Source organism: Streptomyces sp. NBC_01515, from assembly GCF_045040345.1.
In the GTDB taxonomy this organism is placed as follows: Bacteria; Actinomycetota; Actinomycetes; order Streptomycetales; family Streptomycetaceae; genus Streptomyces.
This window is the reverse complement of record NZ_CP109416.1, coordinates 4,772,477-4,795,315: the sequence shown is the minus strand read 5'-3', so window position 1 is coordinate 4,795,315 and position 22,839 is coordinate 4,772,477. Positions and strand designations below refer to the sequence as shown.

The window sequence follows — 22,839 nt, the reverse complement described above, 5'->3', positions numbered from 1 at the left end:
GGGTGAATGCCGCAGGAATGCTAATACACCGTCAATCGTCGGTAAGAGCTTGCTAACAGTACAAAATCAGCCAGGTGGACAGCCAAGGTGAGGGTGAGTACAGGCACGGGCGACGGACGCGTGCGGGGGTCGTGGCCGTGGTCGTGCCGGTGGTCGTCATGCTCGCGCTGGGGTTGTGGGGGCTCGACCGCGGCGGGATGTGGGGCGACGAGGGCGTCACGTTCCTGGTCGGGCGGCGCACGGTGCCGCAGATCTGGCACCTGCTGCACGGAGTCGACGCGGTGCACGGCCTGTACTACCTCCTCATGCACGCCGTCCTCAGCGTCCACCCGGGTGAGGTGACCCTCCGCCTGCCGTCGGTGTGCGGCGCGGCGGCGACGACCGGCCTCGTCGCGGCCCTCGGCGTCCGCCTGGCCCGCCCCCGCGTAGGCCTCTGGGCCGGCCTCCTCTACGCGATCACCCCACTGACCGGCCACTACGCCCAGGAGGGCCGCTCCTACGCCCTCGTCGCGGCGGGCGTGGCGTGGGCGACGCTGCTTCTGGTGAGGGCGCTGGAGGAGCGACCGGGACGCGGCCGGTCCTGGTGGCCGTACGGCGCTGTCCTCGCCGTGACCTTCCTCCTTCACGAGTTCGCGGTCCTGATCCTCTGCGCCCACGTACTGACGCTGGCGGCGGCGCGGGCGCCCAGGGCGACGTGGCTCGGCTGGGCCCGTGCGGTGGGTGTGGCGGGGGCCGCCCTGTTGCCCCTGGCCTGGGTCTCCCAACGCCAGTCCGCGCAGGTGGCCTGGCTGAGGATTCCGGACTGGGACACGACCGAACGCCTCGCCCGCGACTTCCTCGCCGTCACCCCGACCGGCATCGTCTTCTGGACCTCACTCCTCCTGATCCTCCTAGGCCTAGGCTCCAACCGCCTCACCTCGGTAGCCCTGCCGTTGCTCCTGGTACCGCCGGTGCTCCTGCTGACGGTGTCTCAATTCCGGCCCTTGTTCCACGAGCGGTACGTGCTGTACGCGCTCGCGGGGGCGCCGTTGCTGGTGGCGGCGGGGGCGGATCGGGTGGTGGGGGCGCTGAGGTGGCTGTGGCTGGAGGGACGGGGCGTGCCGAGCGGGCGGCGTGCGGTGGTCGAGCGGGTGGTGGCTGGGGCTGGGAGTCGCCGCGAGTTGGTGGGTGCGGTGAGCGGGGGTGGTCACCGACTGGGGGGCGACCGTAGGACTGGAGTCGGAGCAGGGGGCGGGGGTGGCGTCGGAGCCCGAGATGGGGTTGGAGCTGAAGTCCGAGCCGGGGCCGGATTGGGAGTGGGAACGGAGCCCCGAAGCGGAGCTGCTGTCGGAGTCGGGGCTGGAGTCGGGGCCGACGCCCAACACAGAGCCGCGGCCGCAGCCGCAGTTGGAGCCCGAGAGGGAGCCGGGGATGGGGCCGGAGTTGGAGCCCAAGCCGACGCTCGGTACGGAGCCGCTGCCGCAGCCGAAGCCCTAGACGGAGCCAGGGCCCGAGCCGACGTCCGAGACAGAGCCGGAAGCGCAGGCGAAGCCGGAGCTGGAGGCGGCGCCCGAGCCGCAGCCGCAGCCGGAGCCGCAGTCGAAGTCGGAGCCCGAGCCGGCGCCCGAGCCGACGTCCGAGACAGAGCCGGAAGCGCAGGCGAAGCCGGAGCTGGAGGCGGGATCCGAGCCGCAGCCGCAGCCACAAACCGCCCATCTCTCAGCGGAGTTGACCGTACGAGCCTCCCGCGCCCCGACGCCCGCCGCCCCCCGACCGCCGCCCCCGCGACCAACCCCCACCCACCCCGCCGCACCCCCCTCGCCACCCGCGCCAACCTCATCACCCTCGCCGGCGTCCTAGCCGCAACCGCCCCCTTCCTCCACGGCCTCCCCGCCTACCGCGACGACCGCTCCGCGGCACACCGCCCCGAGAATCTCGCCGCCGTCTCCGCGCTCGCCGGGCGTGAACTGCACCCCGGTGACCCGGTGTTGTTCCTGCCGTCGTTCTGGCGGGTGACGGCGCTGGCGTATCCGAGACCGTTCGTAGGGGCCCGGGATCTGGCGTTGGGGGAGTCGGGGGCGAGGTCGGGGACGCTCAGCGGGCGGGAGGTGAGGCCGGGGGAGTTGCGGGCGCGGCTCGCCGGGGTGGACCGGGTCTGGATCGTCGCGCAGTCGAATCTGCTGCCCTCGCGCTGGGTACCCGGCGACCCGACCGACCGGGTCAAACTCGACGTCGTGGACGGGGAGTTCGCGCGAAGGCAGGAGTACGTAAGAGGGCGAGTGAAGCTCGCCCTCTACATCCGCCGGATGCCCCCGCAATCCACGCAGCCGATCCAGCCGGTGTTTACACCGACACCGACGCCTACACCTACACCTACGCCTCGTCCAACGTCGCCGAATCCAACGCCCCCGTGAGCTGGTCAAGCCGTTCCCGCAGCGCCCGGATCTCATCGAGGTCGAACCCCGTCGCCCCCAGGATGCGCCGAGGTACCTCGACCGCCCGCTCGCGCAGCGCGACCCCCTCGTCCGTGAGCCGCACCTCCACCGACCGTTCGTCACGGACGCTGCGCTCACGCCGTACCAGCCCCGCCGTCTCCAGCCGCTTGAGCAGCGGGGACAGCGTGCCGGAGTCGAGCCGCAGGTGTTCGCCGAGCTTCTTGACGGGCAGTTCGCCGTGCTCCCACAGCACCAGCATCACCAGGTACTGCGGATACGTGAGCCCGAGATCCTTGAGGATCACCCGGTACACACCGCCGAAGGCGCGCGACGCGGCGTTCAGGGAGAAGCAGATCTGCTGGTCGAGGCGGAGCCAGTCGGTGCTGGGGGAGGCGGCGGGAGTGGTGGTCATGTCCCCAGGATAGCGCTAGCGGGCCATTTAGTTGTGTGCAATTGAATTGTGTGCTCTACTTCTCTTCGTGAGGCGGTTCGGACACCCGGACCGGTCACCCCCACCAGGACTTCCGAGAGGGATGGTTTCCAATGGACGCGATCTACACCGCCGTAGCCACCGCCACCCACGGCCGTGACGGCCGCGCGGTCAGCAACGACGGCAAGATCGACCTTCAGCTCGGCATTCCGGTCGAGATGGGCGGCAACGGCCAGGGCACCAACCCTGAGCAGCTGTTCGCCGCCGGTTACGCCGCCTGTTTCGGCAGCGCCCTCGGCCTCGTCGGCCGCCAGGCGAAGGTCGACGTCACCGACGCGGCCGTGACCGCCGAGGTCGGCATCGGCAAGCAGGGCGAGGGCTTCGGCCTCAAGGTGACCCTGCGCGTCGAGCTCCCCGACACCGTGGACGAGGCGACCGGCCGCAAGCTGGTCGAGACCGCCCACCAGGTCTGCCCCTACTCGAACGCCACCCGCGGCAACATCGAGGTCGACCTCGTCGTCGAGTAGTCGCTACGACTCTCCCGTGACCCGGAAATGAGGCGGCCGGTGGCGCACTTGCCACCGGCCGCCTCATCGCGCTGCGCCTCTCAAGTCGCCGAGTGGGCCCGCTCCCCGAGCCCCTGCGCCTGGACCGGCACCGGAAGGACCGCCTTCCCCCGCACCACACCCTCCAGCAACAACGGCACCCCCACCACCGGCAACAACCACACCAGCACGATCAACCGCCCACCCCACACACTGATATCGGGATGCGCGGCCTGCGTGAGAATCCCCGTGAACGCGGCCCCGATCAGGAACACCCCGAACGCCGGCCGCCGCACCGCACCCCACACCCCCGCACCCAGCGCGGCCACAAGCATCGGCTGCCACAACTGCTGCCGTGTCCACTCCACCCAGAAGTTCGCTTCCAGGTGCAGGAATTCGGGCCACAGCCGCGTGCGGTCGGGCCGGGCATAGTGATCGGTGAGCAGGTCCTGAAGGCTGTCGGTCTGGGACGGATAGCGCAGCGCACTCGCCAGAACCAGCGTGCCCAGCGCGGCAGTTGCGCCGAGCAAGGCGACCGTCACCAAGGCCCGCCCCGGCGCCCGCCCACGCCGCAAGCGCCCTACGGCGACCACCGCACCCGCACCGGCCAGACACAGCCCGAGGAACAGGGACTGCGAGTGCTTGACGGCGAAGAGAAGCACCAACGAACCACCCACCAGAGCGAGTCCGGCACGCGTCCGCCGCCCGTTCAGCACCAACGCGCAACCCCACACCCCAGCCAGTGTCAGGGCCGTCATCAGCCCCTCGGTCATCGGCCGCATCGAGGTCGTCCCGCACGGCAGCACGTAGTAGAGGGCCTGCCCGGTCAGCGCGAGCGGCACCGACACGGACAACGTGCGCAGGATCAGGAAGACAAGGATCCCGCCCCCGACCGTGAGGACGACACTCGCCGACCACATCCCCCAGACCGGCCCGAGCAGCGTCACGAACGGCACCAGGAACACCGGGTAACCGGGCCGCACTTCGAAGATCCGCATGAACCGCTCGGACGTGAACGGCGTGATGAACCCGCCCGTCTGCCCGGCCCGCAGCCGCGCGTTCACCCCCCGCCACTCCGCGTCCCGGCACTTCTTCGCGACCCGCGCGGCCGGGTCCTTGCCGTGGAAGTTCAGCGGGTTCACGCTCTGGTCGCGCCGCGCGTCCGCCCCCTGGCTCGCACAGCTGTAGTCGATGGCGACGGTCGCCGCCTCCCGCTCGCTCGCCCCGCGCAGACTCATCGCGTACGACAGGTAGTTCTTCGTGTCGGGGGTCGCCCGCCCGGTGACATTGGCGAGTTGGAGCACCGCGAACACCGCGGCCAGCACCAGCACCCAGGTACGCGGCCTCATGAGGACGCCAACTGGTCGTGACCGGCGGCGGGAGAGGGCACCCGCGCACCGGACTCGGCCTGCGGCAGCCAGCCCTCGTCACCCAGCAGCAGCGTCCGTACGACCCTCTCGGCGGCCCTCCCGTCCTCGAACTCGCAGTACCGCGACCGGAATTCGGCCCGCAGCCGCGTCGAGTCCTCGTCCCGCCAGGCGCCGGACGCGAACACCCACGCCAACTCCCGGTAGGAACCGGACACATGACCCGGTGGCGCGGCGGTGACATCGAAGTAGGTGCCCCGGCTGGCCGCGTACGCCTCCCGGTCGTCGGCGTGCAGCACGATCGGCCGGTCGAGGGTGGCGTAGTCGAACATCAGGGCCGAGTAGTCGGTGACGAGCGCGTCGGACGCCAACATGACGTCTTCTACGGAGGGTTCGTCGGTCGCGTCGACCAGGACCCCGCGCCGGTGCAGGTCCGCGAGGCCCATCCCGCGCGCGGGTCCGGTCGCGAGGGACGGGTGCAGCCGTACGACGAGGGTGTGCTCCGGGCCGAGATCCTCGGCGAACCGGGCCAGGTCCAGCCGGTCGACGTGCCCGCCCCGGACGTACTCGCGGCGGGTCGGCGCGTACAGCACGACGGTGTTCCCGGCGGGGATGCCGAGCCGTTCCCGAACTGCCGCCCCCGCTGCGGGAGTCGCGCCGACGAGAACGTCGTTGCGCGGGCTCCCCGTCCGCGCCGAGGCGAAGTGACACGGATACGCCCGCTCCCACACCAGCTCCGAGTGCCGGTTGGCGACGAGGCTGTGGTCCCAGCGGTCGGCCCGGCGCAGCATCTGCGGTACGTCGACGCCGAAGCGCCCGCCGGGCTTGTCCAGCAGGTCGGCCGCCATGTACTTGAGCGGGGTGCCCTGGTGGGTGTGGATGTGGACGCTGCCGGGGCGCTTGGTGAGGGTGCCGGGCCAGTTGACGTTGTTCACGAAGTACTTGGCGCGGGAGGTGAGTTGGCGGTACCGCAGGGTGTTGAGGAGGACGTGCTCGACGTCCGGCGGCAGCAACGCGGCCTGTTCCGCGTCCTGTACGACCCACACGCCCCTCAGGTGCGGGGCGATCTCCCGCGCCTTGTAGTAGACGGCGCCCGGGTCACCGAGGACCCCGCGGTGCGAAAAGGCCGAGTACACGACGAGGTTGGGGTCCAGCGACCGGCGCGCGTACAGCGCGGACACACCGCCCTTGACGCGTCCGGCCGCCGCCTTGCGGGCCTGCGACGCCCGGCGTTCGAGCTGCCGGGCGGCCCGCCCCGCCTGCCGCCGCACCCGGTACCGCGCGTAACTGCCTTCCAGGGCGCGGACTTCGGTGTCTGCCTTCGCGCCCGCCGGCTTGTGCTTGGCGAACAGTTCGGCCGTACGGCGGAAGAACTCGGCCTTGTCGGACGGGGGCAGCCGGTCCGGCTTGCCGAGGATGTCGAGACAGTGCTCGCCCATCTTGCGGTGCAGGTACGGCAGCCAACTCGCCAGCTCCGGGCGGGAGTCGACGAACGCGAAGACCCGTTCGTACTGGTCGTGGATGTCGAAGTGCTTGCGGCTGGTGGTGGACAGGATGTTGCCCTGGCGCCGCTGCCGGTAGTTCAGGCAGATCCGGTCGAGGGTGGCGATCCGCTCGGCGCTGAGCAGCACCGGGAACGTCCAGGGCGTGTCCTCGTAGTAGCCCGGCGGGAACTCGAAGCCGTGCTTGTGCACGAACTCCCGGCGGTACACCTTGTTCCACACGACCATCAACAGGTCGAGGATCTCCGGGTGTTCGGCGACCGTGAAGGTGCCGTCGACCTCCGTGAGGACGTGCGCGAGGACGTTGCGCCGGGTGCCGCCCCACCAGTAGGTGCGCGCGTAGTCGAAGACCAGCACGTCCGGGTCGCCGCTCGCGTCGAGCCGGTCGGCCATCGCGCGCAGGGCGCCCGGCGTGAGGGTGTCGTCGCTGTCGAGGAAGAACAGGAAGTCGCCGGTGGCCAGGGGCGTTCCGGCGTTGCGGGCGCGGCCGAGGCCGACGTTCTCCGGCAGGTGCAGCACCCGCACGCGCGGGTCGCGGGCCGCGTACTCGTCGAGGATCGCGCCGCATCCGTCCGGCGAGCAGTCGTTCACGGCGATCACCTCGATGTCCTGGTACGACTGCTCCAGAACCGAGTCGAGGCACTCGCGCAGAAAGCCCTGCACCTTGAAGACGGGGACGATGACGCTGAAGCGGGGCACTTCGGGTTCAGCTCCTTACGAGGGTGGCGGCGGGGGCCGGGACGCGCTCCGCGAGCGGGACCACGGGCGGCACGGTCTCCGGCGGCTCGCCGAGGAACACCCGGCGTACGACCCGCTCGGCGGCGAGTCCGTCGTCGAACTCGCAGAAACGGGAACGGAATTCGGCCCGCAGAGCCGTGGACTCGGGCCCCGCGTACGAGCCGTCGCGGAACACTTGCGCCAGCTCCTCGGGCGTGCGGGCGACCGGTCCCGGTGGCGCCTCCATGAGGTCGAAGTAGACGCCCCGCGTCTCCCGGTAGACCTCCCAGTCGTCGGCGTACACGACGATCGGCCGGTCGAGGTTGGCGTAGTCGAACATGATCGACGAGTAGTCGGTGACCAGCGCGTCGGCGGCCAGGCACACGTCCTCGGAGGAGCGGTGCCCGGTCACGTCGATGATCCGGCCGCTGCTCTTCGCGCGGCCCTGGTCGTAGAAGTAGTGGGCGCGCAGCAGCACGACCACGTCGTCGCCGGCCGCCTCACAGAAGGCATCCAGGTCGAGGCCCGTGTCGAAGCCGGTCTGGTAGTCGCGGTGGGTGGGCGCGTACAGGACGGCCGTCTTGCCCTCCGGGACGCCCAACTCCCGGCGCACACGCGCCACTTCGTCCGCCGTCGCCGTGTAGTAGACGTCGTTGCGCGGATAGCCGTACTCCAACGCCTCGTACGAGCCGGGGAAGGCGCGCTCCCACATCTGGGTGGAGTGGCGGTTGGAGGAGATGTTGTAGTCCCAACGGTCCACCCGGCCAAGCAACTTGGCGAAGCTGCCGGTCGCGGCGGCCACCACCGGGTACGTCGACTGGTCGACGCCCATCTTCTTCAGCGGGGTCCCGTGCTGCGTCTGGACGTGCACGCTGCCGGGCCGCTTGACGACGCCCTCCGCGAAGTTGGCGTTGTTCACCAGGTACTTGGCCCGCGCCAGCACCTCCCAGTACTTCCGGCTGCCGATGACGGCGTGCTCGACGCCCTTCGGTACGGCGTCCACCGCGTCCGGCTCCACCAGGAACACCGAGCGGATGTGCGGGGCGAGTTCACGAGCCTTGGCGTGGATCGCGGCCGGGCTGCACGCGTAGCCGCGTCCCCAATAGGCGCAGTACACAGCCAGGTTGGGGTCGATCCGACGGCGCAGGGCGCGGGCGTAGAGGAGCCGGGTGCGGAGCATCCGGGGGCGCGGGACCCGCTCGGCCGCGCCCGACGCCGACCGGTTGACACCGCGCAGCGCCTTGAACGCCGTGTACGCCCCCGAGGCCAGCAGCCGGTGCTGCACTCCCAGACTCCCGCCCGGAGCAGGGAAGTCGGCGGGCCGGTGACTCCGGTACAGCCGCCCGGCCCGGCGGAAGAAGGCGCGGTGTCCGGAGGGGAGCCGCTCGGGCCGGGAGGCGGTCTTCAGCACCACGGCGAAGAGCTGCTCGAACAGCGCGTGCGACCGCTCGGGAGGCAGACCCTGGGCCGCCGTCAGCACCAACTCCACCTGGTCGAGCAGCTGATGGTGGTGCTCGCCGGGCAGGTTGAGCCGGCTGCCCTGCCTGCGCAGCAGATGCCGTACGACCACCGAGCGCAGGACCGCCACCCGCTCGGCGGCGACGGTGACCAGGCCGCCCCAGCCCAGGTCCGTGAACCTGCCGTCGGGGAAGGTGAGTTGGTGCTCGGCGAGGAAGGCGCGGCGGTAGGCAGCGCTCCACGCCGGGAGCTGCACGCCGGTCAACTGCGGTGCCTGGGCGGGGGAGAGGGCGCCCGCCGGGGTCTTCGCGAGCAGCGGGGCGGCCGGGTTGGTGGGCTCGCCCTCCCACCACGGGGTCCGCTCGTGCTCGAAGTACAGGACGTCGACTCCACCGGTCTCTGTCAGCCGGGCGTCCAGCGCGGCCAGTGCGCCCGGGGCGAGGGTGTCGTCGCCGTCCAGGAACAGGACGTAGGCCCCGGTCGCCGCCCGTAGCCCGGTGTTGCGGGCCCCGCTCAGGCCTGCGGAGGGTGGCGAGTCGACCGGGGCCACCCGGGAGTCCCGCCCGGCGTGGCCGGTGGCGACGTCGGCGGCCGGGGAGCCGGGGGCGTCGCAGACCGGGATCAGCTCGAAGTCGCCGTAGGACTGGGCGAGGACCGAGTCCAGGGCCAGGGACAGCCGGCCGGCGACCCCGTGGGACGGGACGATGATGCTGAAGCGGGGCATTCTGCTCTTTCTCCAGTGGTGCGGAGGGGGCCGGGTCAGTGCGCGCGGCAGGCCCTGGGGCGTCCGGTCGGGCGCCAGGTGGTCGGGCGGGTCGGGGTGGGACGTGACGGGCTTGAGGGCATGTGAACTCCCCGGTGTGGGAACGGTGTTCAGAGGCGGTCGGTGACGGGCTGGGACGCCGCGGGCTGCGGCACGGTGGCGAGCGGGGAGCGCGTGGGGCTCGCGGCGGCCGACGGCACCGGGTGGCGCTCGGCGAGCGGCACGACCGGCGGGAGGTCGGTCTCGCCCAACACCACGTGGCGTACGACGCGTTCGGCGGCGCGGCCGTCGTCGTAGGGGCAGAAACGCTCGCGGAACGCGGCCCGCAGCTGGGCCGAGCGGGAGCCGCGCCAGTGGTCGGTCGCGAAGATGTCGATCAGTTCGTCCTCGCTGCGGGCGACCGCGCCCGGCGGGAAGGCGCGCAGGTCGAAGTAGGTGCCGCGGGCGGCCTCGTAGGCCTCCCAGTCGTCGGCGTGGATGACGATCGGGCGGTCGAGGTTGGCGTAGTCGAACATCAGGGACGAGTAGTCGGTGACCAGCGCGTCGGAGGCGAGGCAGAGGGACTCGACGCTGGGGTGGTCGGTGACGTCGATGATCCGGCCGGTCGCGTGGGCTGCGAGGGGGCCCTCGTGCCAGTAGTGGGCGCGGGCCAGCACGACGAAGCGCGGGCCGAGGCGGCGCAGGACGCGGTCGAGGTCGAGGTGGGCGCGCTGGACGCGGCGGTAGTCACGGTGGGTCGGGGCGTAGAGCAGGGCGATGGTGTCCTGCGGGATGCCGAGGGACTCGCGCAGCCGGGCGACGTCGGCCGAAGTCGCCTGCTGGAACACGTCGTTGCGCGGGTAGCCGTGGGCGAGCGTGGTGTAGCGGCCGGGGTAGACGCGCTCCCAGGTCAGGGTGGTGTGGCGGTTGGCGGACAGGACGTGGTCCCACTTGTCGACGCCCTTGAGGAGTTCGGCGAAGTCCATGTCCCGTGCGGCGGCCGGGCGTTCCTGGAGGTCGAGGCCCATGTGCTTGAGCGGGGTGCCGTGTTGGGTCTGGATCATGACCTGGCCGGGGCGCTTGACCAGCCGGCGGTCGAAGTTGACGTTGTTCACCAGGTACTTGGAGCGGGCGAGCGCCGTCCAGTAGGAGGCGGTGTCCGGGCGCAGCCTGCGGGTGGCCGCCGGGATCGTGTGGTGGTGCTCGGGGCGGGCGATCCACGCGGTGCGGATGTGCGGGGCGTGGGTGCGGAACGCGCTCTCCAGCGCCCCCGGGTTGCAGCTGTGGCCGCGCCCCCAGTAGGCGGCGAAGACCGCGCGATCCCTCAGCGGGAGCCGGAGTTGGACGCGGTAGTGGAGCTGGAGGACCGCCGCCCTGAGTGCGCGCAGGGCCTTCGCGGTGAGCTTGACCGCGCTGCGGCGCCAGCTCATCGCCTTCTGCAGGGCGCGGAACGTGCGGTGGACGCCGAAGTGGACGAGCGTGTGGCGCGTGCGGGTGCGCAGCGGGACCGGGGTGCCGGGGATGCGGTAACGGCGGTAGTGGGCGCGGGCCTTGCGCAGGAACTCGGCCCGTGTGCCGCGCGGGAGCCGGTCGGGCTTGGTGAACACCGTCGCGAGATGGTCGACCATGCGGCGGAACAACACCGGCCGCCACTGGGCGAGTTGGGGGCGCGCGTCGACGAACGCGAAGACCCGGTCGTACTGGTCGAAGACGTCGAAGTGCTTACGGCTGGTGGTGCCGAGGATGTTGCCCTGGCGGCGCTGGCGGTAGTGGACGCAGACCCGGTCGAGGGTCGCGATCGTCTCCGCCGTCATCAGGACCGGGTAGGTCCACGGGGTGTCCTCGTAGTAGCCGGGCGGGAAGGCGAAGCCCTCGCGCTCGACGAACTCCCGTCGGTACGCCTTGTTCCAGGCCACCATGATGACCCGCAGGAGCCCGGGGCGGTCCTCCAGCCGGAAGGGCGCCGGGCCCTGCTCGGTCAACTGGGCGGCGACCTTGTTGCGTTGGGCCTCGCCGGACCAGAAGGTGCGCGCGTAGTCGAAGACCAGGACGTCCGGCTCGCCGGTCTCCTTCAGACGGTCGGCGATCGCGCGCAGCGCGTCGGGCGTGAGCGTGTCGTCGCTGTCGAGGAAGACGAGATAGTCGCCGGTCGCCTGTTCCAGACCGGCGTTGCGGGCGCGGCCGAGGCCCTGGTTCTCGGGGAGATGGACGGCGCGCACCCGGGCGTCGCGGGCCGCGAACTCGTCGATGATCGCGCCGCAGGCGTCCGGCGAGCAGTCGTCGACCGCGATCAACTCCAGATCGGGGTACGACTGGGAGAGCACCGATTCCAGGCATTCGTGCAGGTACGCCTGCACCTTGTACGCGGGGACAATGACACTGAACCTGGGCAAGGGACATCCATGGGTCGGTCGGCGCGGGCGTTCTGCCCGGGAACGGCCGATGGAGTGACTTGGTTACGCCGGGTACGGCATACGGGGGACGCACGGTGAACGAAAAGGGGCGGGCCGGTGACGGCCCACCCCTTCGAACTATGCGCGTTTTGCGGCTATTTGACCGCTCCTGCCATCACACCGGTCACGAACTGCCGCTGGAACGCGAAGAACACGGCCAGCGGGATCACCATGGAGATGAACGCACCGGGTGCCAGCACGTCGATGTTGTTGCCGAACTGGCGTACCTGCGTCTGCAGTGCGACCGTGATCGGCTGGGTGCTCGACTTGGTGAACACCAGCGCGACCAGCATGTCGTTCCACACCCACAGGAACTGGAAGATGCCCAGGCTCGCGATCGCGGGCCCGCCCAGCGGCATCACGACCCGCGCGAACAGCCGCAGTTCGCCCGCGCCGTCCAGCCGGGCCGCCTCCAGGAGTTCGCGCGGGATCTCCGCGAAGAAGTTCCGCAGCAGGAACACCGCGAACGGCAGCCCGTAGCCGACATGGAACAGGATCACCCCGAAGATGGTCCCGAACAGGCCGATTTTCCCGAAGAGTTCGGCGATCGGGATCAGCGCCACCTGCACCGGCACGACCAGCAGGCTGACCACGCCCAGGAACCACCAGTCGCGGCCCGGGAACTCCATCCACGCGAACGCGTAGCCCGCGAGCGAGCCGATCACCACGACGAGGATCGTCGCCGGGACGGTGATCAGGACGGTGTTCCACAGCGAGTTGGTGATATCGCTGTTCTCCAGCAGCGTCTTGTAGCTGTGGAGGGTGAGCTGGGACGGCTGGCTGAAGACCTTCCACCAGCCGCTCGCGCTCATGTTCTCCGGGCTGCGCAGCGAGGACAGCAGCAGCCCGAGCGTCGGCACCAGCCAGAACAGGCCGACGAGGATCAGGAACACCCTGACCAGACCCCCGCTGGCCGCCGCCGCGAGCCGGGAGCCGAGCGACTCCCGCGCCTTGACGACCTCAACGGGCCCTGGTTTTCCCAGAGTTCCGGCATCCGTGGTCATCGCCGCACCTCCCGCCTGAGCCGCCGCACATTGAAGAGCATCACCGGAATCACCAGCAGCAGGAGGAACACCGAGATCGCGCTGGCGATCCCCGGCTGGTCCTCCGAGAAGCCCTTCCGGTACAGCTCCAGGGCCAGCACGTTCGCGTCGTCCTGCGAGGAGCCCGGGGCGATGATGAAGACCAGGTCGAAGATCTTCAGCACATTGATCATCAGCGTGACGGCGACGACCGCGAGCACCGGCGCCAGCAGCGGCACCGTGACCCGCCGGAACACCTGCCACTCGTTGGCGCCGTCGACCCGCGCCGCCTCCAGCAACTCCCGTGGCACACCCGCGAGTCCGGCCGCGATCAGCACCATCGCGAACCCGGCCCACATCCACACGTACGACCCGATGATGGCCGGCGTCACCAACGACGGGCCCAGCCACTCCACTCCGTTGTAGGGCGCCTTGAAGTTGCCTGCCGGGAGCCGGAGTTGGGCCCCGTCGGCCTTGGCGGGCAAGGTGAAGGTGCCGTCGCCCGCGGCCTTCGTCGAGGCGACCACCTTGCCGTCCTTCACCGCCTCGATCTTCATGCCGCCGTAGCCGAGTTCGGACGGGTCGACCCCGCCGAGCTTGCCGACGCCCTTGCCGCGGGTGAAGTCCTGCCAGGTCGTGCCGGTGATCTTCCCCGGCTCGGCCTTCGCGGCTACGGCCTTCTTCGCGCCGTCGGGCATCTGGTCGGGGGCGACGCCGACCAGCGGGAGGACGACGGTCTGGCCCGTGTGGACCGTCGTACTGGTGATGAAGCCGCCGTGGTCCGCCTTCAGCGGCGACTCGCGGCCCGGGTGGGCGTTGGGGAACGCCGACGACGAGACGAACGTGTCGTGGACGCCGACCCAGACCGCGTTGGCGACGCCCTTGTGCGGGTCCTGGTCGTAGACGAGCCGGAAGATGATGCCGGCGGCCAGCATCGAGATCGCCATCGGCATGAAGACGACCAGCTTGAACGCCGTTCCCCAGCGCACCCGTTCGGTCAGCACCGCGAAGATCAGACCGAGGGCGGTGGCGACCGTCGGCGCGAAGATCACCCAGATGACGTTGTTCTTCAGGGCGGTACGGATGCCGTCGTCGGTGAACAGGGCCTTGTAGTTGTCGAATCCGGCGAAGCCGTCACCGGCCTGGTTGCCGAAGCTGCGGACCAGCGAGTACCCGATCGGGTAGACCACGAGCGCGCCGAGCAGCACCAGAGCGGGCAGCAGGAACAGCACTGCCACGGTCCTGCGGGTGCCGGTCACGCTCTTGCGGTTGCGGGGAGGGACGGAGGCCCCGGGGGCCTCCGCCGCAGCCGATGCCACCGGGGCTCAGCTCCCGCTCGCGTACGCCGCCGCCGCGTCCTTCTCCAACTGCGCCTGCGTGCCCGCGACATCCGTCGGGTTCTTCAGGAAGTCCTGGAGGTCCTTCCACTCGCCCTTGCCCGGCGTACCGCCGAAGGACTGCGGGGCCTGGTCGGACATGTCGAAGCGGAAGTCGTCACCGGCCGCGACCAGCGACTTGGCGATCGTCCGCTGCACCGCGTTCGGGTACGCCGAGTCCGGCACGTTCTTGTTGGGGGAGAGATAGCCGCCGAGCTTCGCCTGGATCGTCGCCGCGTCCGGTGAGGCGAGGAAGGTGGCCAGCGCCTGGGCCGCCTTGGAGTCCTTCAGGATGACGGCCGCGTCGCCGCCGGAGACCACGGGCGCGGTCGAGCCGACCGACGGGAACGGGAACACCTTCGCGTCGGTGCCCACCTTCGCCTTGGTCTCACCGATGTTGACCTGCACGAAGTCGCCCTCGTAGACCATCGCGGACTTCGGCTGGTCGCCGCCGTTGAAGGTCTGGGTGACGGACGCGGGGAACTCGGTCTGCAGCGCGCCGTTCTGACCGCCCGCGATATAGGCCTTCTTGCCCCAGATCTGGGCGAGCGTGGTGAGGGCCTGCTTGACGGAGGGGTCCGTCCACTTGATCTTGTGCTGGGCGAGCTGGTCGTACTTCTCGGGCCCGGCCTGCGACAGATAGACGTTCTCGAACCAGTCGGTGAGCGGCCAGCCGTCCGCGCCCGCGATCGAGAACGGGGTGACCCCGGAGTCGTAGATCGTCTGCGCGGTCGTCAGCAACTCCGCCCAGGTCTTGGGCTCCTTGGCGCCCGCGTTCGCGAAGACCTTGGCGTTGTACCAGATCAGCGACTTGTTGGCGGCCTTGTAGTAGACGCCGTACTGCTTGCCGTCGACCTTGCCGATGTCCTGCCAGCCCTGCGAGTAGTTCTTCTGCAACTCCGCGAGCGCGTCGGCTCCGAGGGGCTTGGCCCACTTCTTGTCGACGGCCTGCTTGATGGCGCCGGGCTGCGGGAGCATCGCGACGTCCGGCGGCTGGCCGCCCGCGATCTTCGAGCCGAGGAAGTTGATGATCGGGTCCTGCGCGGGCACGAAGGTGACCTTGGCCCCCGTGCGCTTCTCGAACTCGGAGAGCACCGCCTTGAAGTTCTTCTGCTCGGCACCCGTCCACACGGCGGCCACTTCGAGGCTCGCGCCGTTCAGTTTCGGGAGGGTGACGGTTCCGGCGGTCTCCGAAGGACTGCTCGACTTGCCGCTGTCGCTCTTTTTGTCACTGCCTCCACAGGCGGCGAGCGAGAGCGTCAGTGCCCCCGCGGCGACAACTGCCGCTGTACGTACGGTTTTGCGGGTCCGTGTCCGGTGTGTGCTGCTCGTGCTGCGCATCACTGCCCCGTTCTTCGTTCCTCGTCGAACGCTCGAACGCTTCCGTGCGCACTGGTCTACGCCCGGTACTTGAACGCGGCAAGATGGCGTTCGCTGTCAAGTACGCGATCGTGATTGGGTCGTGACGTGGGGTTGTGTGGGCAACCTGTGAACGATCAGAGGAGCGACGGCACCTCCGCCGCGGACACCGAGCGCGTGGCCCGCTCCAGCGCGCTGGCCAGGAGCGCCAAGTCCGTCGGCCCGTTGCCCAGTTCGCGGACCGGGCGGCGGGCCGGCGGGTCGCCCATGCGCTGCCACTCCAGCGGCACGACCGTGGGCCGGAGCGTCGCCGTACGCGGGATACGGCCCGTCACACGGCCACCCTGGAACGGAGTCGCCCGCCCGTCCGGCAGCGTCAACCGGCCACGCCCCGGGGCGGGTTCGTCCGGCCCCTGAGTCGTCGCGTCGAGGCTGACCCGGAGGGTGATGTGCCGCGCGGGTTCCGTCTCGGACGTACGCGCCTCTACGGCGGCAGCCGCCACCAGGTGCACGCCGAGCCGCTCGCCCTCGCGGGCCACCGCCTCCAGTGCGCGTATCACCGAACCGGCGGCGGGACGCCCGGGGGAGCCCAGCGGGGGCTTCACCAGCGCGTCCAGATCGTCGACCACCACGACGAGCCGGGGCAACGGCGGTGCCGCCTCGGTCTGTTGACGGGCCGCCGCCGACGGGCGCAGCCGGATCGTCGAACTGGTCGGGGACTCCAGATCCCCGGCACCGGACGTGCCGCGCTGGGAGATGATCCGCCCCGACACCTCGTGCCGCGAGTGCCACTCGACGAAGCCGATCCGGCCCAGCAACTCGGCCCGCCGCTTCAGCTCCGCGCTCAGCGACTGCGCGAACTCCCGCATGCGCACAGGGTCGTTGGCGGTGAGATGGGTGGTGACATGCGGTACGTCCGTGCAGACCCGCAGTCCCTCACCGTGCCCCCCGCTCGCGCCGATGCTGTCCCGCCCGTCCATCAGCACGATGCCGAGCCGGTCCGGACGCTCGGCGGCGGCGAGGGACGCGACGACCGCCCGCAGCGACTCCGTACGGCCACTGCCCGGCGGGCCCTCGATCAGCAGATGCGGCCCCTCGGCGGCGAGGTCCGCGGTGACCGGCCCGCGCGGCCCGGCCCCGAGCACCGCCCAGGCCCGCCCGCCGACCGCGTCCTTGTCGTCCCCGGCATCCGCCCACCGCGTCAGCAGCGAGGCCGGGGTGGCCCGTGCCAGCCCCAACTCGTCCAGCAACCGCGCCGATTGAGGCAACGGCGCCGACACACGCGCGTGCCGCTCGTTAGCGGGCCCGTCCGCCCGGAGCGGCGCCAGCGCCCGCGCGAAGCGTTCGGCCCAGGCGAGGGACACCGCGTCCACGGCGGCGATGGTGCCGTTGCCTACCGGGCCGGGGCCGGAGGGGGCGGGGTCGTTCTGGCCGAGGTACGCATGGTCGGAGTAGGGCTGACCGGGGCTGGTCTGATCGGGGGCGATCTGGTTGGGGAGCGATGCCGCTGTGCCGGGTCGCGCCGCTTCCGCGCCGGTCCGCGCTGCTCCGGCACCCGGTCGCGTCGCCCCCGTACCGCCGTGCGCGACCCGCAACAGCCGTAGCGCCGTGGCGACATCACCGCTCAGCAGCGCGACCGCCCCGCACTCCCGGAACGTCGGCGCCGCCGCGCAGGCCGCCTCGTAGGTCTCCGTCACGGGGGACACGGGCGAGGCCGCTTCCGTCTCGGCGAGGCACACGACGTGGATACCGGCCCGGGGCCCGTCATGGGCCAGCCGAGCCACCGCCTCGCGCACATCGGCGCCACCGGGATCACCGTCCACCACGAGCACGGTGTACGGCCCCGCGAAACCGTCCGCCGAGCCGTCACCGTCGTCGGTGCGGGCCCACGCGGGGCGGTGGGCGGCGCCGCGGAGGGAATCGGCGGAGCCGTCGGAGCCGGCGGGCCGGGGCCGGGTGGCGCCGGAGACCGGGTCGTCGGTGGTGCCGGAGCGGTGGTGGTGGGCGTCGTCGGTGGTGTTGTACGTGGTCGGGGTGCCGGAGGTGCCCGTCGCCCCGCGCTGCTGGCGGTCGTCGGCCGTGTGCCGGGCGGCGGCACTCAACTGGCCTTCGGCGGAACCGTGTTGTGAGGCGAGCGAACCGTGTGGTGCGGGGAGACCCGACCGTCCCTCCGCCGAGCCGCGCTGCGCGCCGATACCCGGAGTACGACGGCCCGAGGTGCCGGAGGCGCCTGAGGTGATACCCGGTCGGCTCCCGCCCCGCGTATCCATGACGTGGTCCTCAAGCCGCCGCAGCAGCTCATCGGTCCGGGCCGTCGCCTGTTCCCGGTCGTAGGCCAGCAGCAGCCGGCAGTCCTGGCCGTGTCCGGGGCGCAGGTGCGGCAGCCAGCCGAGCCAGGACCACTCGGCGGTGCGCTCGGCCACCGTACGCGCGCGGTCCGTGCTGATCAGCACGATCTCCAGGGCGTCGGGGGAGTGCAGCGCGGCGAGCTGGGCCACCACCGCGCGGGCCAGCCCCGAGAGCCGCGCGCGCGGACCGGCCAGGCCCAGCGCGCCGACCTCGCGGAGCCCGGAGGTCACCGGCACCGCGGGCAGCAGCGCCGAGCCGTCCGGAGTCGCCCGGTCCGCCGTGCCGAGCCGCACCGTGAGCGCCTCGGGGTGACCGGGGGCGCGCTCCCACAGGCGGGGGCCCGGGCCCAGGGCGGTGAGCAGCAGGGCCGCCGGGTCGGGCCAGGTGTCGGGTTGCTGGAGGACGACGGGCGGGGGCGGCACGCTCTCGTCGGCGACCTCCTCGTCGTACGACGACTCGGGGCCCTCGGCCGTCGACTCGCCCCGGCCGCCCGTCAGGCGCCGCGCCCACTTGCCGATGCCGCCGCGCCTGCGCACACCCTGCGGCACGTCGGTGCCCCGGAGCGGGGTGCCCTTGCGTCCGCTGTGGGCGTCGTCGGAGTCGTCGTACGGGGGGATGCGGGAGGTCGTCGTAGGCGCTGAGAACAGGTCCTCGGCGCCCTCCGCCCGCTCGTCGCCGAGAGGCTCGCCGAAGACTCCGAAGCGGCCCGCGTGGGTGTCGCCGCCCTCGTGCACGACGTGGTGCTCGATGCTCGGGGCGCTGCCCTGGCCGGGCACCACGAGGGGTTCGGCGCGGGCGGCGGCCGGGGTGCCGGGGGACACGCGCACGTGGCCCTCGCCGTCGGGGGCCGTCTCGGCGCGCGCTCCCGGGCCGCCGGACGGGGTCAGCCGCAGGGCCGACTCGCCGATGCGGAGCAGCACGCCCGGGGCGAAGCGCACCGGGCGGGCGCCCACGCGCGTGCCCGCCAGGGTCGTGCCGTTCGTCGAGCCCAGGTCGGCGACCGAGACGCGGCCCCCGGGGTCGACCGTCACCGCGCAGTGCAGCCGGGAGACGTCCGGGTCGTCCAGCGGGACGTCGGCGTCGGCGGAGCGGCCGATATGGATCTGGCCGCCGTGCAGGAGGTGCACCCCGCCCGCGTCCGGGCCCGCGACCACATGGAGCTGGGTCGGGGCGTCGTCCAGCTCGGGATGCGCCTCGGGCTCGGCGGGGGCGCCCAGGGACAGCACCGCGCCGTCCGTCAGCGGCGGCTCGCCGAGGGTGCAGCGCTGGGTGTCGAGGCGCTCCACGCCCGCGTACAGCACGATCGGGCCGCCGGACTCACGGCTCCGCTCGGACTGCGACGCGGCCCCGTCGGCGGAGACCGCCGAGGCCAGCGCGGACGCCACCGCGGCCAGGGCCGTGCCGGCGGGCGCGGTGACCAGCACATCGCAACTCGCGGAGCGGCCCCGCGGCTGCGCGGGCGGCCCCAACGGGTCTACGACGGTCAGCCGGATCTGCATCGCCGTCAGCGGTCCCTTCTGCCCGGACACGGAATTTCCCCCACCCCGCGCGAGCAATCGGCCAGTACTGCACGCATCCTCGCACCTGCCACTGACAACTCGCCCGGGGCCCGGTGGCAAGTGATCTTGATTGGTCAGCTCTGTCCCCAAAAGTGCCTGACCAGTGCCGCACCGGTGATCGAGTGAGACCGGTCATGTCCGCCTTCGGTGACCATTGGGGCAACCGGGAGACCGGGGAGAGCGTCTTTCCTTCGAACATGTACGGCGATGCTTACGTAGGTAGCCGCGAGAAGGGCGGCACTACAGTGGACCGGAACACAGGCAAGCAGCAGGGAGCGCAGACGTGCGGCCGGTAGGCAGCAAGTACCTCCTGGAGGAGCCACTCGGACGCGGCGCCACGGGCACCGTCTGGCGGGCCCGCCAGCGTGAGACCGCGGGCGCCGAGGCAGCCGTCCAGGGACAGCCCGGCGAGACCGTCGCGATCAAGGTCCTCAAAGAAGAACTCGCGAACGATCCCGACATCGTGATGCGGTTCCTGCGCGAGCGGTCGGTGCTGCTGCGCCTGACCCACCCGAACATCGTCCGGGTCCGCGACCTGGTCGTCGAGGGTGATCTCCTGGCGCTCGTCATGGACCTCGTCGAGGGCCCCGACCTGCACCACTACCTGCGCGAGAACGGCCCCTTCAGCCCCGTCGGCGCGGCCCTGCTCACCGCGCAGATCGCCGACGCGCTGGCCGCCAGCCACGCCGACGGCGTCGTCCACCGCGACCTGAAGCCGGCGAACGTCCTGCTCAAGCAGGGCGGCGGCCAGATGTACCCGCTGCTCACCGACTTCGGCATCGCCCGCCTCGCCGACTCCCCGGGCCTGACCCGCACGCAGGAGTTCGTCGGCACGCCCGCGTACATCGCGCCGGAGTCCGCCGAGGGCCGCCCGCAGACCTCCGCCGTGGACATCTACGGCGCCGGCATCCTGATGTACGAGCTGGTCACCGGCCACCCGCCGTTCTCCGGCGGCTCCGCCCTCGAAGTCCTCCACCAGCACCTGAGCGCCGAACCGCGCCGCCCCTCGACGGTCCCCGACCCGCTGTGGACGGTCATCGAGCGCTGCCTGCGCAAGAACCCGGACGAGCGGCCCAGCGCCGAGAACCTCGCCCGCGCCCTGCGCGTCGTCGCCGAGGGCGTCGGCGTGCACGCGAACGCCGCCCAGATCGCCGCCGCCGAGAACGTGGGCAGGCTGCTGGCCCCCGACCCGGCCCCCGCCGCCGTACCGGGCGTGCCCGGCGCCGCCGACCCGACGCAGGTCCTGTCGCACGGCGCGGGCGCCTACGACCCGAACGCGGCGACCAGCGTCCTCCCGCACACCAGCGGCCCGGTGGGCGCCGCCGACCCCACCACCGTGATGCCGAACCGCGGCGCGGCCGACCCGACCACGGTCATGCCGCAGAGCCAGGCAGGGCAGTACGGCCAGCAGAACCAGCAGAACCAGTCCGGCGGCGGCCCCGAGCAGCCGCACCCCTGGCAGAACCAGCTCCGCGCGGCCCGCGACCGCAACGAACAGACCCAGTTCCAGCCCTACCTCGACCCGGGCGAGGACCCGCTGCGCCGCCGCCCCCAGCGCCAGGTCTCCCGCGCGCAGCAGCCGCAGCAACCCCGCCAGGCCGCCCAGCAGCGCCCGCAACAGCGCCCCTCGCAGCGCCAGCAACCGCAGCAGCAGGGCGGCGGCTACGGCCATCCGCAGCAGCACCAGCCGCAGCAGTACGCCCCGCCGAGCCGCCAGCAGCCCCAGCGGCAGCCGGAGCCCGCCCGCGAGCCCCGCCAGCCGCGGCAGCGCAGCGCCAACCCGATGAAGATCCCCGGACTGGGCTGCCTCAAGGGCTGCCTGTTCACGATCGTCCTGCTCTTCGTCGCGGGCTGGCTGGTCTGGGAGCTGACCCCGCTTCAGGACTGGATCGGCACGGGCAGGAGCTACTGGCACGAGATCAGCCATGTCGCCGGACAGGTGAGCGGCTGGGTCAAGGATCTGAGTTCCGCGACCGGCAACTGACCCTCCACGCGGTCGGCAACTGAGCCCCGAATCGCCCTTGTCGGACGCCGGGTTGGGGATTTGTCGACACCCAGTGGGTGATTTCCGCCTCGGCGGTGAAGGTTGGCTCATCCGACGCGTAGTTTTAGCGACACACGCGTCGGTAGGAGCAGCCTTGGCACGGAAGATCGGCAGCCGGTACACCGCCAACCAGATCCTGGGGCGGGGCAGTGCCGGCACGGTGTGGCTGGGCGAGGGACCCGAGGGGCCCGTCGCCGTCAAGCTGCTGCGCGAGGACCTCGCGTCCGACCAGGAACTCGTCGGACGCTTCGTGCAGGAGCGCACGGCCCTGCTCGGCCTGGAGCACCCGAACATCGTGTCCGTACGGGACCTGGTCGTCGACGGCAACGACCTCGCCCTCGTCATGGACCTGGTCCGGGGCACGGATCTGCGCACCCGCCTCGACCGGGAACGCCGGCTCTCCCCCGAGGCGGCGGTCGCGATCGTCGCCGACATCGCGGACGGACTCGCGGCGGCCCACGCGGCAGGCGTCGTCCACCGGGACGTCAAACCGGAGAACGTGCTCCTCGACATGCAGGGCCCGCTCGGCCCCGGCGGCGCGCACCCCGCCCTGCTGACCGACTTCGGGGTCGCCAAACTCATCGACTCCCCGCGCCGCACCCGCGCCACGAAGATCATCGGCACACCCGACTACCTCGCCCCCGAGATCGTCGAGGGCCTGCCCCCGCGCGCGGCCGTCGACATCTACGCCCTGGCGACCGTCCTGTACGAACTCCTCGCGGGATTCACCCCGTTCGGCGGCGGCCACCCCGGCGCGGTCCTACGGCGGCACGTCACCGAGACCGTCGTACCGCTGCCCGGGATCCCCGACGAGCTGTGGCAGCTGATGGTCCAGTGCCTGGCGAAGGCCCCGGCCTCCCGCCTCCGCGCCTCCGAACTCGCCGCCCGCCTCCGCGAACAACTGCCCCTGCTGGCCGGCATGCCCCCGCTGGACGTCGACGAGCCGGACACCGAGCAGGAGGAGGCGGAGCGGGAGGAGACCCCGGCGGCCACGCCCGCGCGCAGCGAGCGGGTACGCCGGGGCGCCGTGCCCCTCGTACCGGGCGCCAAGCCCGCCGACTCCAACCGGGACACCCACACGTCGATGCGGGTCCCGGCCCCCGATGAACTGGCGGGCGGCCCCCGCGGCACGGCCCGCGCCCCGCGCCCGGCGGGCGCCCCGCGCCCCGGCTCGGCCCGGCACCGGGCGGCCACGCGCCGCCGGCGGCTGACGCTGGCGGCGGCGGGCGTGGTGCTGGTCGCGGCGGTCGGGGTCGGCACGTGGGCGGCGACGTCGGGCGACTCCGGCGGGGACTCCCCGGACACGAAGAACTCGGCACCGGCTTCGCCGTAAGGGTTCTCGCCCCCGCCGCCCCTGCCCGTCCCGTCCCAGGGGGCTCCGCCCTCTGGACCCCCGGTCGGCCTGAACGGCCTCGTCCTCGAACGCCGGACGGGCCGGGTGACGCGGACCGGCGCTTGAGAGGGCCGGGTTCAGGCCCGGCGCTCCCCGCTTGGCGGAGCCG

Annotated in this window: 13 protein-coding genes; 4 read left to right on the top strand and 9 right to left on the bottom strand. The window is 71.9% G+C overall.

The genetic code is table 11. The features are described from left to right. The first annotated feature begins 158 nt into the window (after positions 1–158). On the top strand, positions 159–2,393 hold the full coding sequence (locus tag OG407_RS21320; RefSeq protein ID WP_405868519.1) for a glycosyltransferase family 39 protein: 2,235 nt from the start codon (positions 159–161) through the stop codon (positions 2,391–2,393). On the opposite strand, the gene OG407_RS21315 is transcribed toward OG407_RS21320, so the two are convergent. Next, a complete protein-coding gene (locus OG407_RS21315) occupies positions 2,353–2,826 on the bottom strand; it encodes a MarR family transcriptional regulator (protein ID WP_328682921.1) in 474 nt (157 codons plus the stop codon). The two genes, OG407_RS21320 and OG407_RS21315, sit on opposite strands and share 41 nt — an antisense overlap. 131 nt (positions 2,827–2,957) lie before the next feature. On the opposite strand from OG407_RS21315, the gene OG407_RS21310 reads away from it, so the two are divergent. Further along, positions 2,958–3,371: an organic hydroperoxide resistance protein gene (locus tag OG407_RS21310; RefSeq protein ID WP_366490449.1), complete on the top strand. Its 414-nt coding sequence runs from the start codon at positions 2,958–2,960 to the stop codon at positions 3,369–3,371. Positions 3,372–3,451: 80 nt separating this feature from the next. Here the strand turns inward: OG407_RS21310 and OG407_RS21305 are convergent, their stop codons facing one another. The 8 genes from OG407_RS21305 to OG407_RS21270 all read right to left on the bottom strand — a co-directional run bounded on the left by OG407_RS21305 (position 3,452) and on the right by OG407_RS21270 (position 19,233). Next, positions 3,452–4,738 carry a hypothetical protein gene (locus OG407_RS21305; RefSeq protein WP_405860256.1) on the bottom strand — a complete coding sequence of 429 codons (1,287 nt, stop codon included), beginning with the start codon at positions 4,736–4,738 and terminating at the stop codon, positions 3,452–3,454. Continuing rightward, the gene (locus OG407_RS21300) at positions 4,735–6,957 is read right to left on the bottom strand and encodes a CDP-glycerol glycerophosphotransferase family protein (RefSeq protein ID WP_405860254.1); all 2,223 of its coding nucleotides are present in this window, start codon (positions 6,955–6,957) and stop codon (positions 4,735–4,737) included. The genes OG407_RS21305 and OG407_RS21300 overlap by 4 nt, the downstream gene beginning before the upstream one ends. 7 nt (positions 6,958–6,964) lie before the next feature. Beyond that, positions 6,965–9,157: a CDP-glycerol glycerophosphotransferase family protein gene (locus tag OG407_RS21295; RefSeq protein ID WP_405860252.1), complete on the bottom strand. Its 2,193-nt coding sequence runs from the start codon at positions 9,155–9,157 to the stop codon at positions 6,965–6,967. Between the two features lie 149 nt (positions 9,158–9,306). Continuing rightward, complete coding sequence (locus tag OG407_RS21290; protein ID WP_405860250.1) at positions 9,307–11,568, bottom strand: CDP-glycerol glycerophosphotransferase family protein; 2,262 nt, start codon at positions 11,566–11,568, stop codon at positions 9,307–9,309. A 155-nt stretch (positions 11,569–11,723) separates the two neighbouring features. Further along, complete coding sequence (locus OG407_RS21285; protein WP_405860248.1) at positions 11,724–12,632, bottom strand: carbohydrate ABC transporter permease; 909 nt, start codon at positions 12,630–12,632, stop codon at positions 11,724–11,726. Beyond that, entirely contained in the window at positions 12,629–13,909 is a 1,281-nt protein-coding gene (locus tag OG407_RS21280) for a carbohydrate ABC transporter permease (protein WP_405860246.1), read from the bottom strand. Before OG407_RS21280 ends, OG407_RS21285 begins: the two co-directional genes overlap by 4 nt. A gap of 66 nt (positions 13,910–13,975) precedes the next feature. After that, positions 13,976–15,367: an ABC transporter substrate-binding protein gene (locus tag OG407_RS21275; RefSeq protein ID WP_405860244.1), complete on the bottom strand. Its 1,392-nt coding sequence runs from the start codon at positions 15,365–15,367 to the stop codon at positions 13,976–13,978. A 155-nt stretch (positions 15,368–15,522) separates the two neighbouring features. Next, entirely contained in the window at positions 15,523–19,233 is a 3,711-nt protein-coding gene (locus OG407_RS21270; RefSeq protein WP_405868517.1) for an FHA domain-containing protein, read from the bottom strand. 343 nt (positions 19,234–19,576) lie between these two features. On the opposite strand from OG407_RS21270, the gene OG407_RS21265 reads away from it, so the two are divergent. Together OG407_RS21265 and OG407_RS21260 are read left to right on the top strand one after the other, a co-directional pair. Continuing rightward, on the top strand, positions 19,577–21,277 hold the full coding sequence (locus OG407_RS21265; RefSeq protein WP_405860242.1) for a serine/threonine-protein kinase: 1,701 nt from the start codon (positions 19,577–19,579) through the stop codon (positions 21,275–21,277). A 154-nt stretch (positions 21,278–21,431) separates the two neighbouring features. After that, a complete protein-coding gene (locus tag OG407_RS21260; protein WP_405860240.1) occupies positions 21,432–22,670 on the top strand; it encodes a serine/threonine-protein kinase in 1,239 nt (412 codons plus the stop codon). The last annotated feature ends 169 nt before the right edge of the window (positions 22,671–22,839 follow it).

Coding starts and splice junctions, on each gene's coding strand:
- OG407_RS21285 (WP_405860248.1), bottom strand. CDS start 12,632: ATGACCACGGATGCCGGAACTCTGGGAAAACCAGGGCCCGTTGAGGTC.
- OG407_RS21310 (WP_366490449.1), top strand. CDS start 2,958: ATGGACGCGATCTACACCGCCGTAGCCACCGCCACCCACGGCCGTGAC.
- OG407_RS21315 (WP_328682921.1), bottom strand. CDS start 2,826: ATGACCACCACTCCCGCCGCCTCCCCCAGCACCGACTGGCTCCGCCTC.
- OG407_RS21305 (WP_405860256.1), bottom strand. CDS start 4,738: ATGAGGCCGCGTACCTGGGTGCTGGTGCTGGCCGCGGTGTTCGCGGTG.
- OG407_RS21320 (WP_405868519.1), top strand. CDS start 159: ATGCTCGCGCTGGGGTTGTGGGGGCTCGACCGCGGCGGGATGTGGGGC.
- OG407_RS21275 (WP_405860244.1), bottom strand. CDS start 15,367: ATGCGCAGCACGAGCAGCACACACCGGACACGGACCCGCAAAACCGTA.
- OG407_RS21295 (WP_405860252.1), bottom strand. CDS start 9,157: ATGCCCCGCTTCAGCATCATCGTCCCGTCCCACGGGGTCGCCGGCCGG.
- OG407_RS21270 (WP_405868517.1), bottom strand. CDS start 19,233: ATGCAGATCCGGCTGACCGTCGTAGACCCGTTGGGGCCGCCCGCGCAG.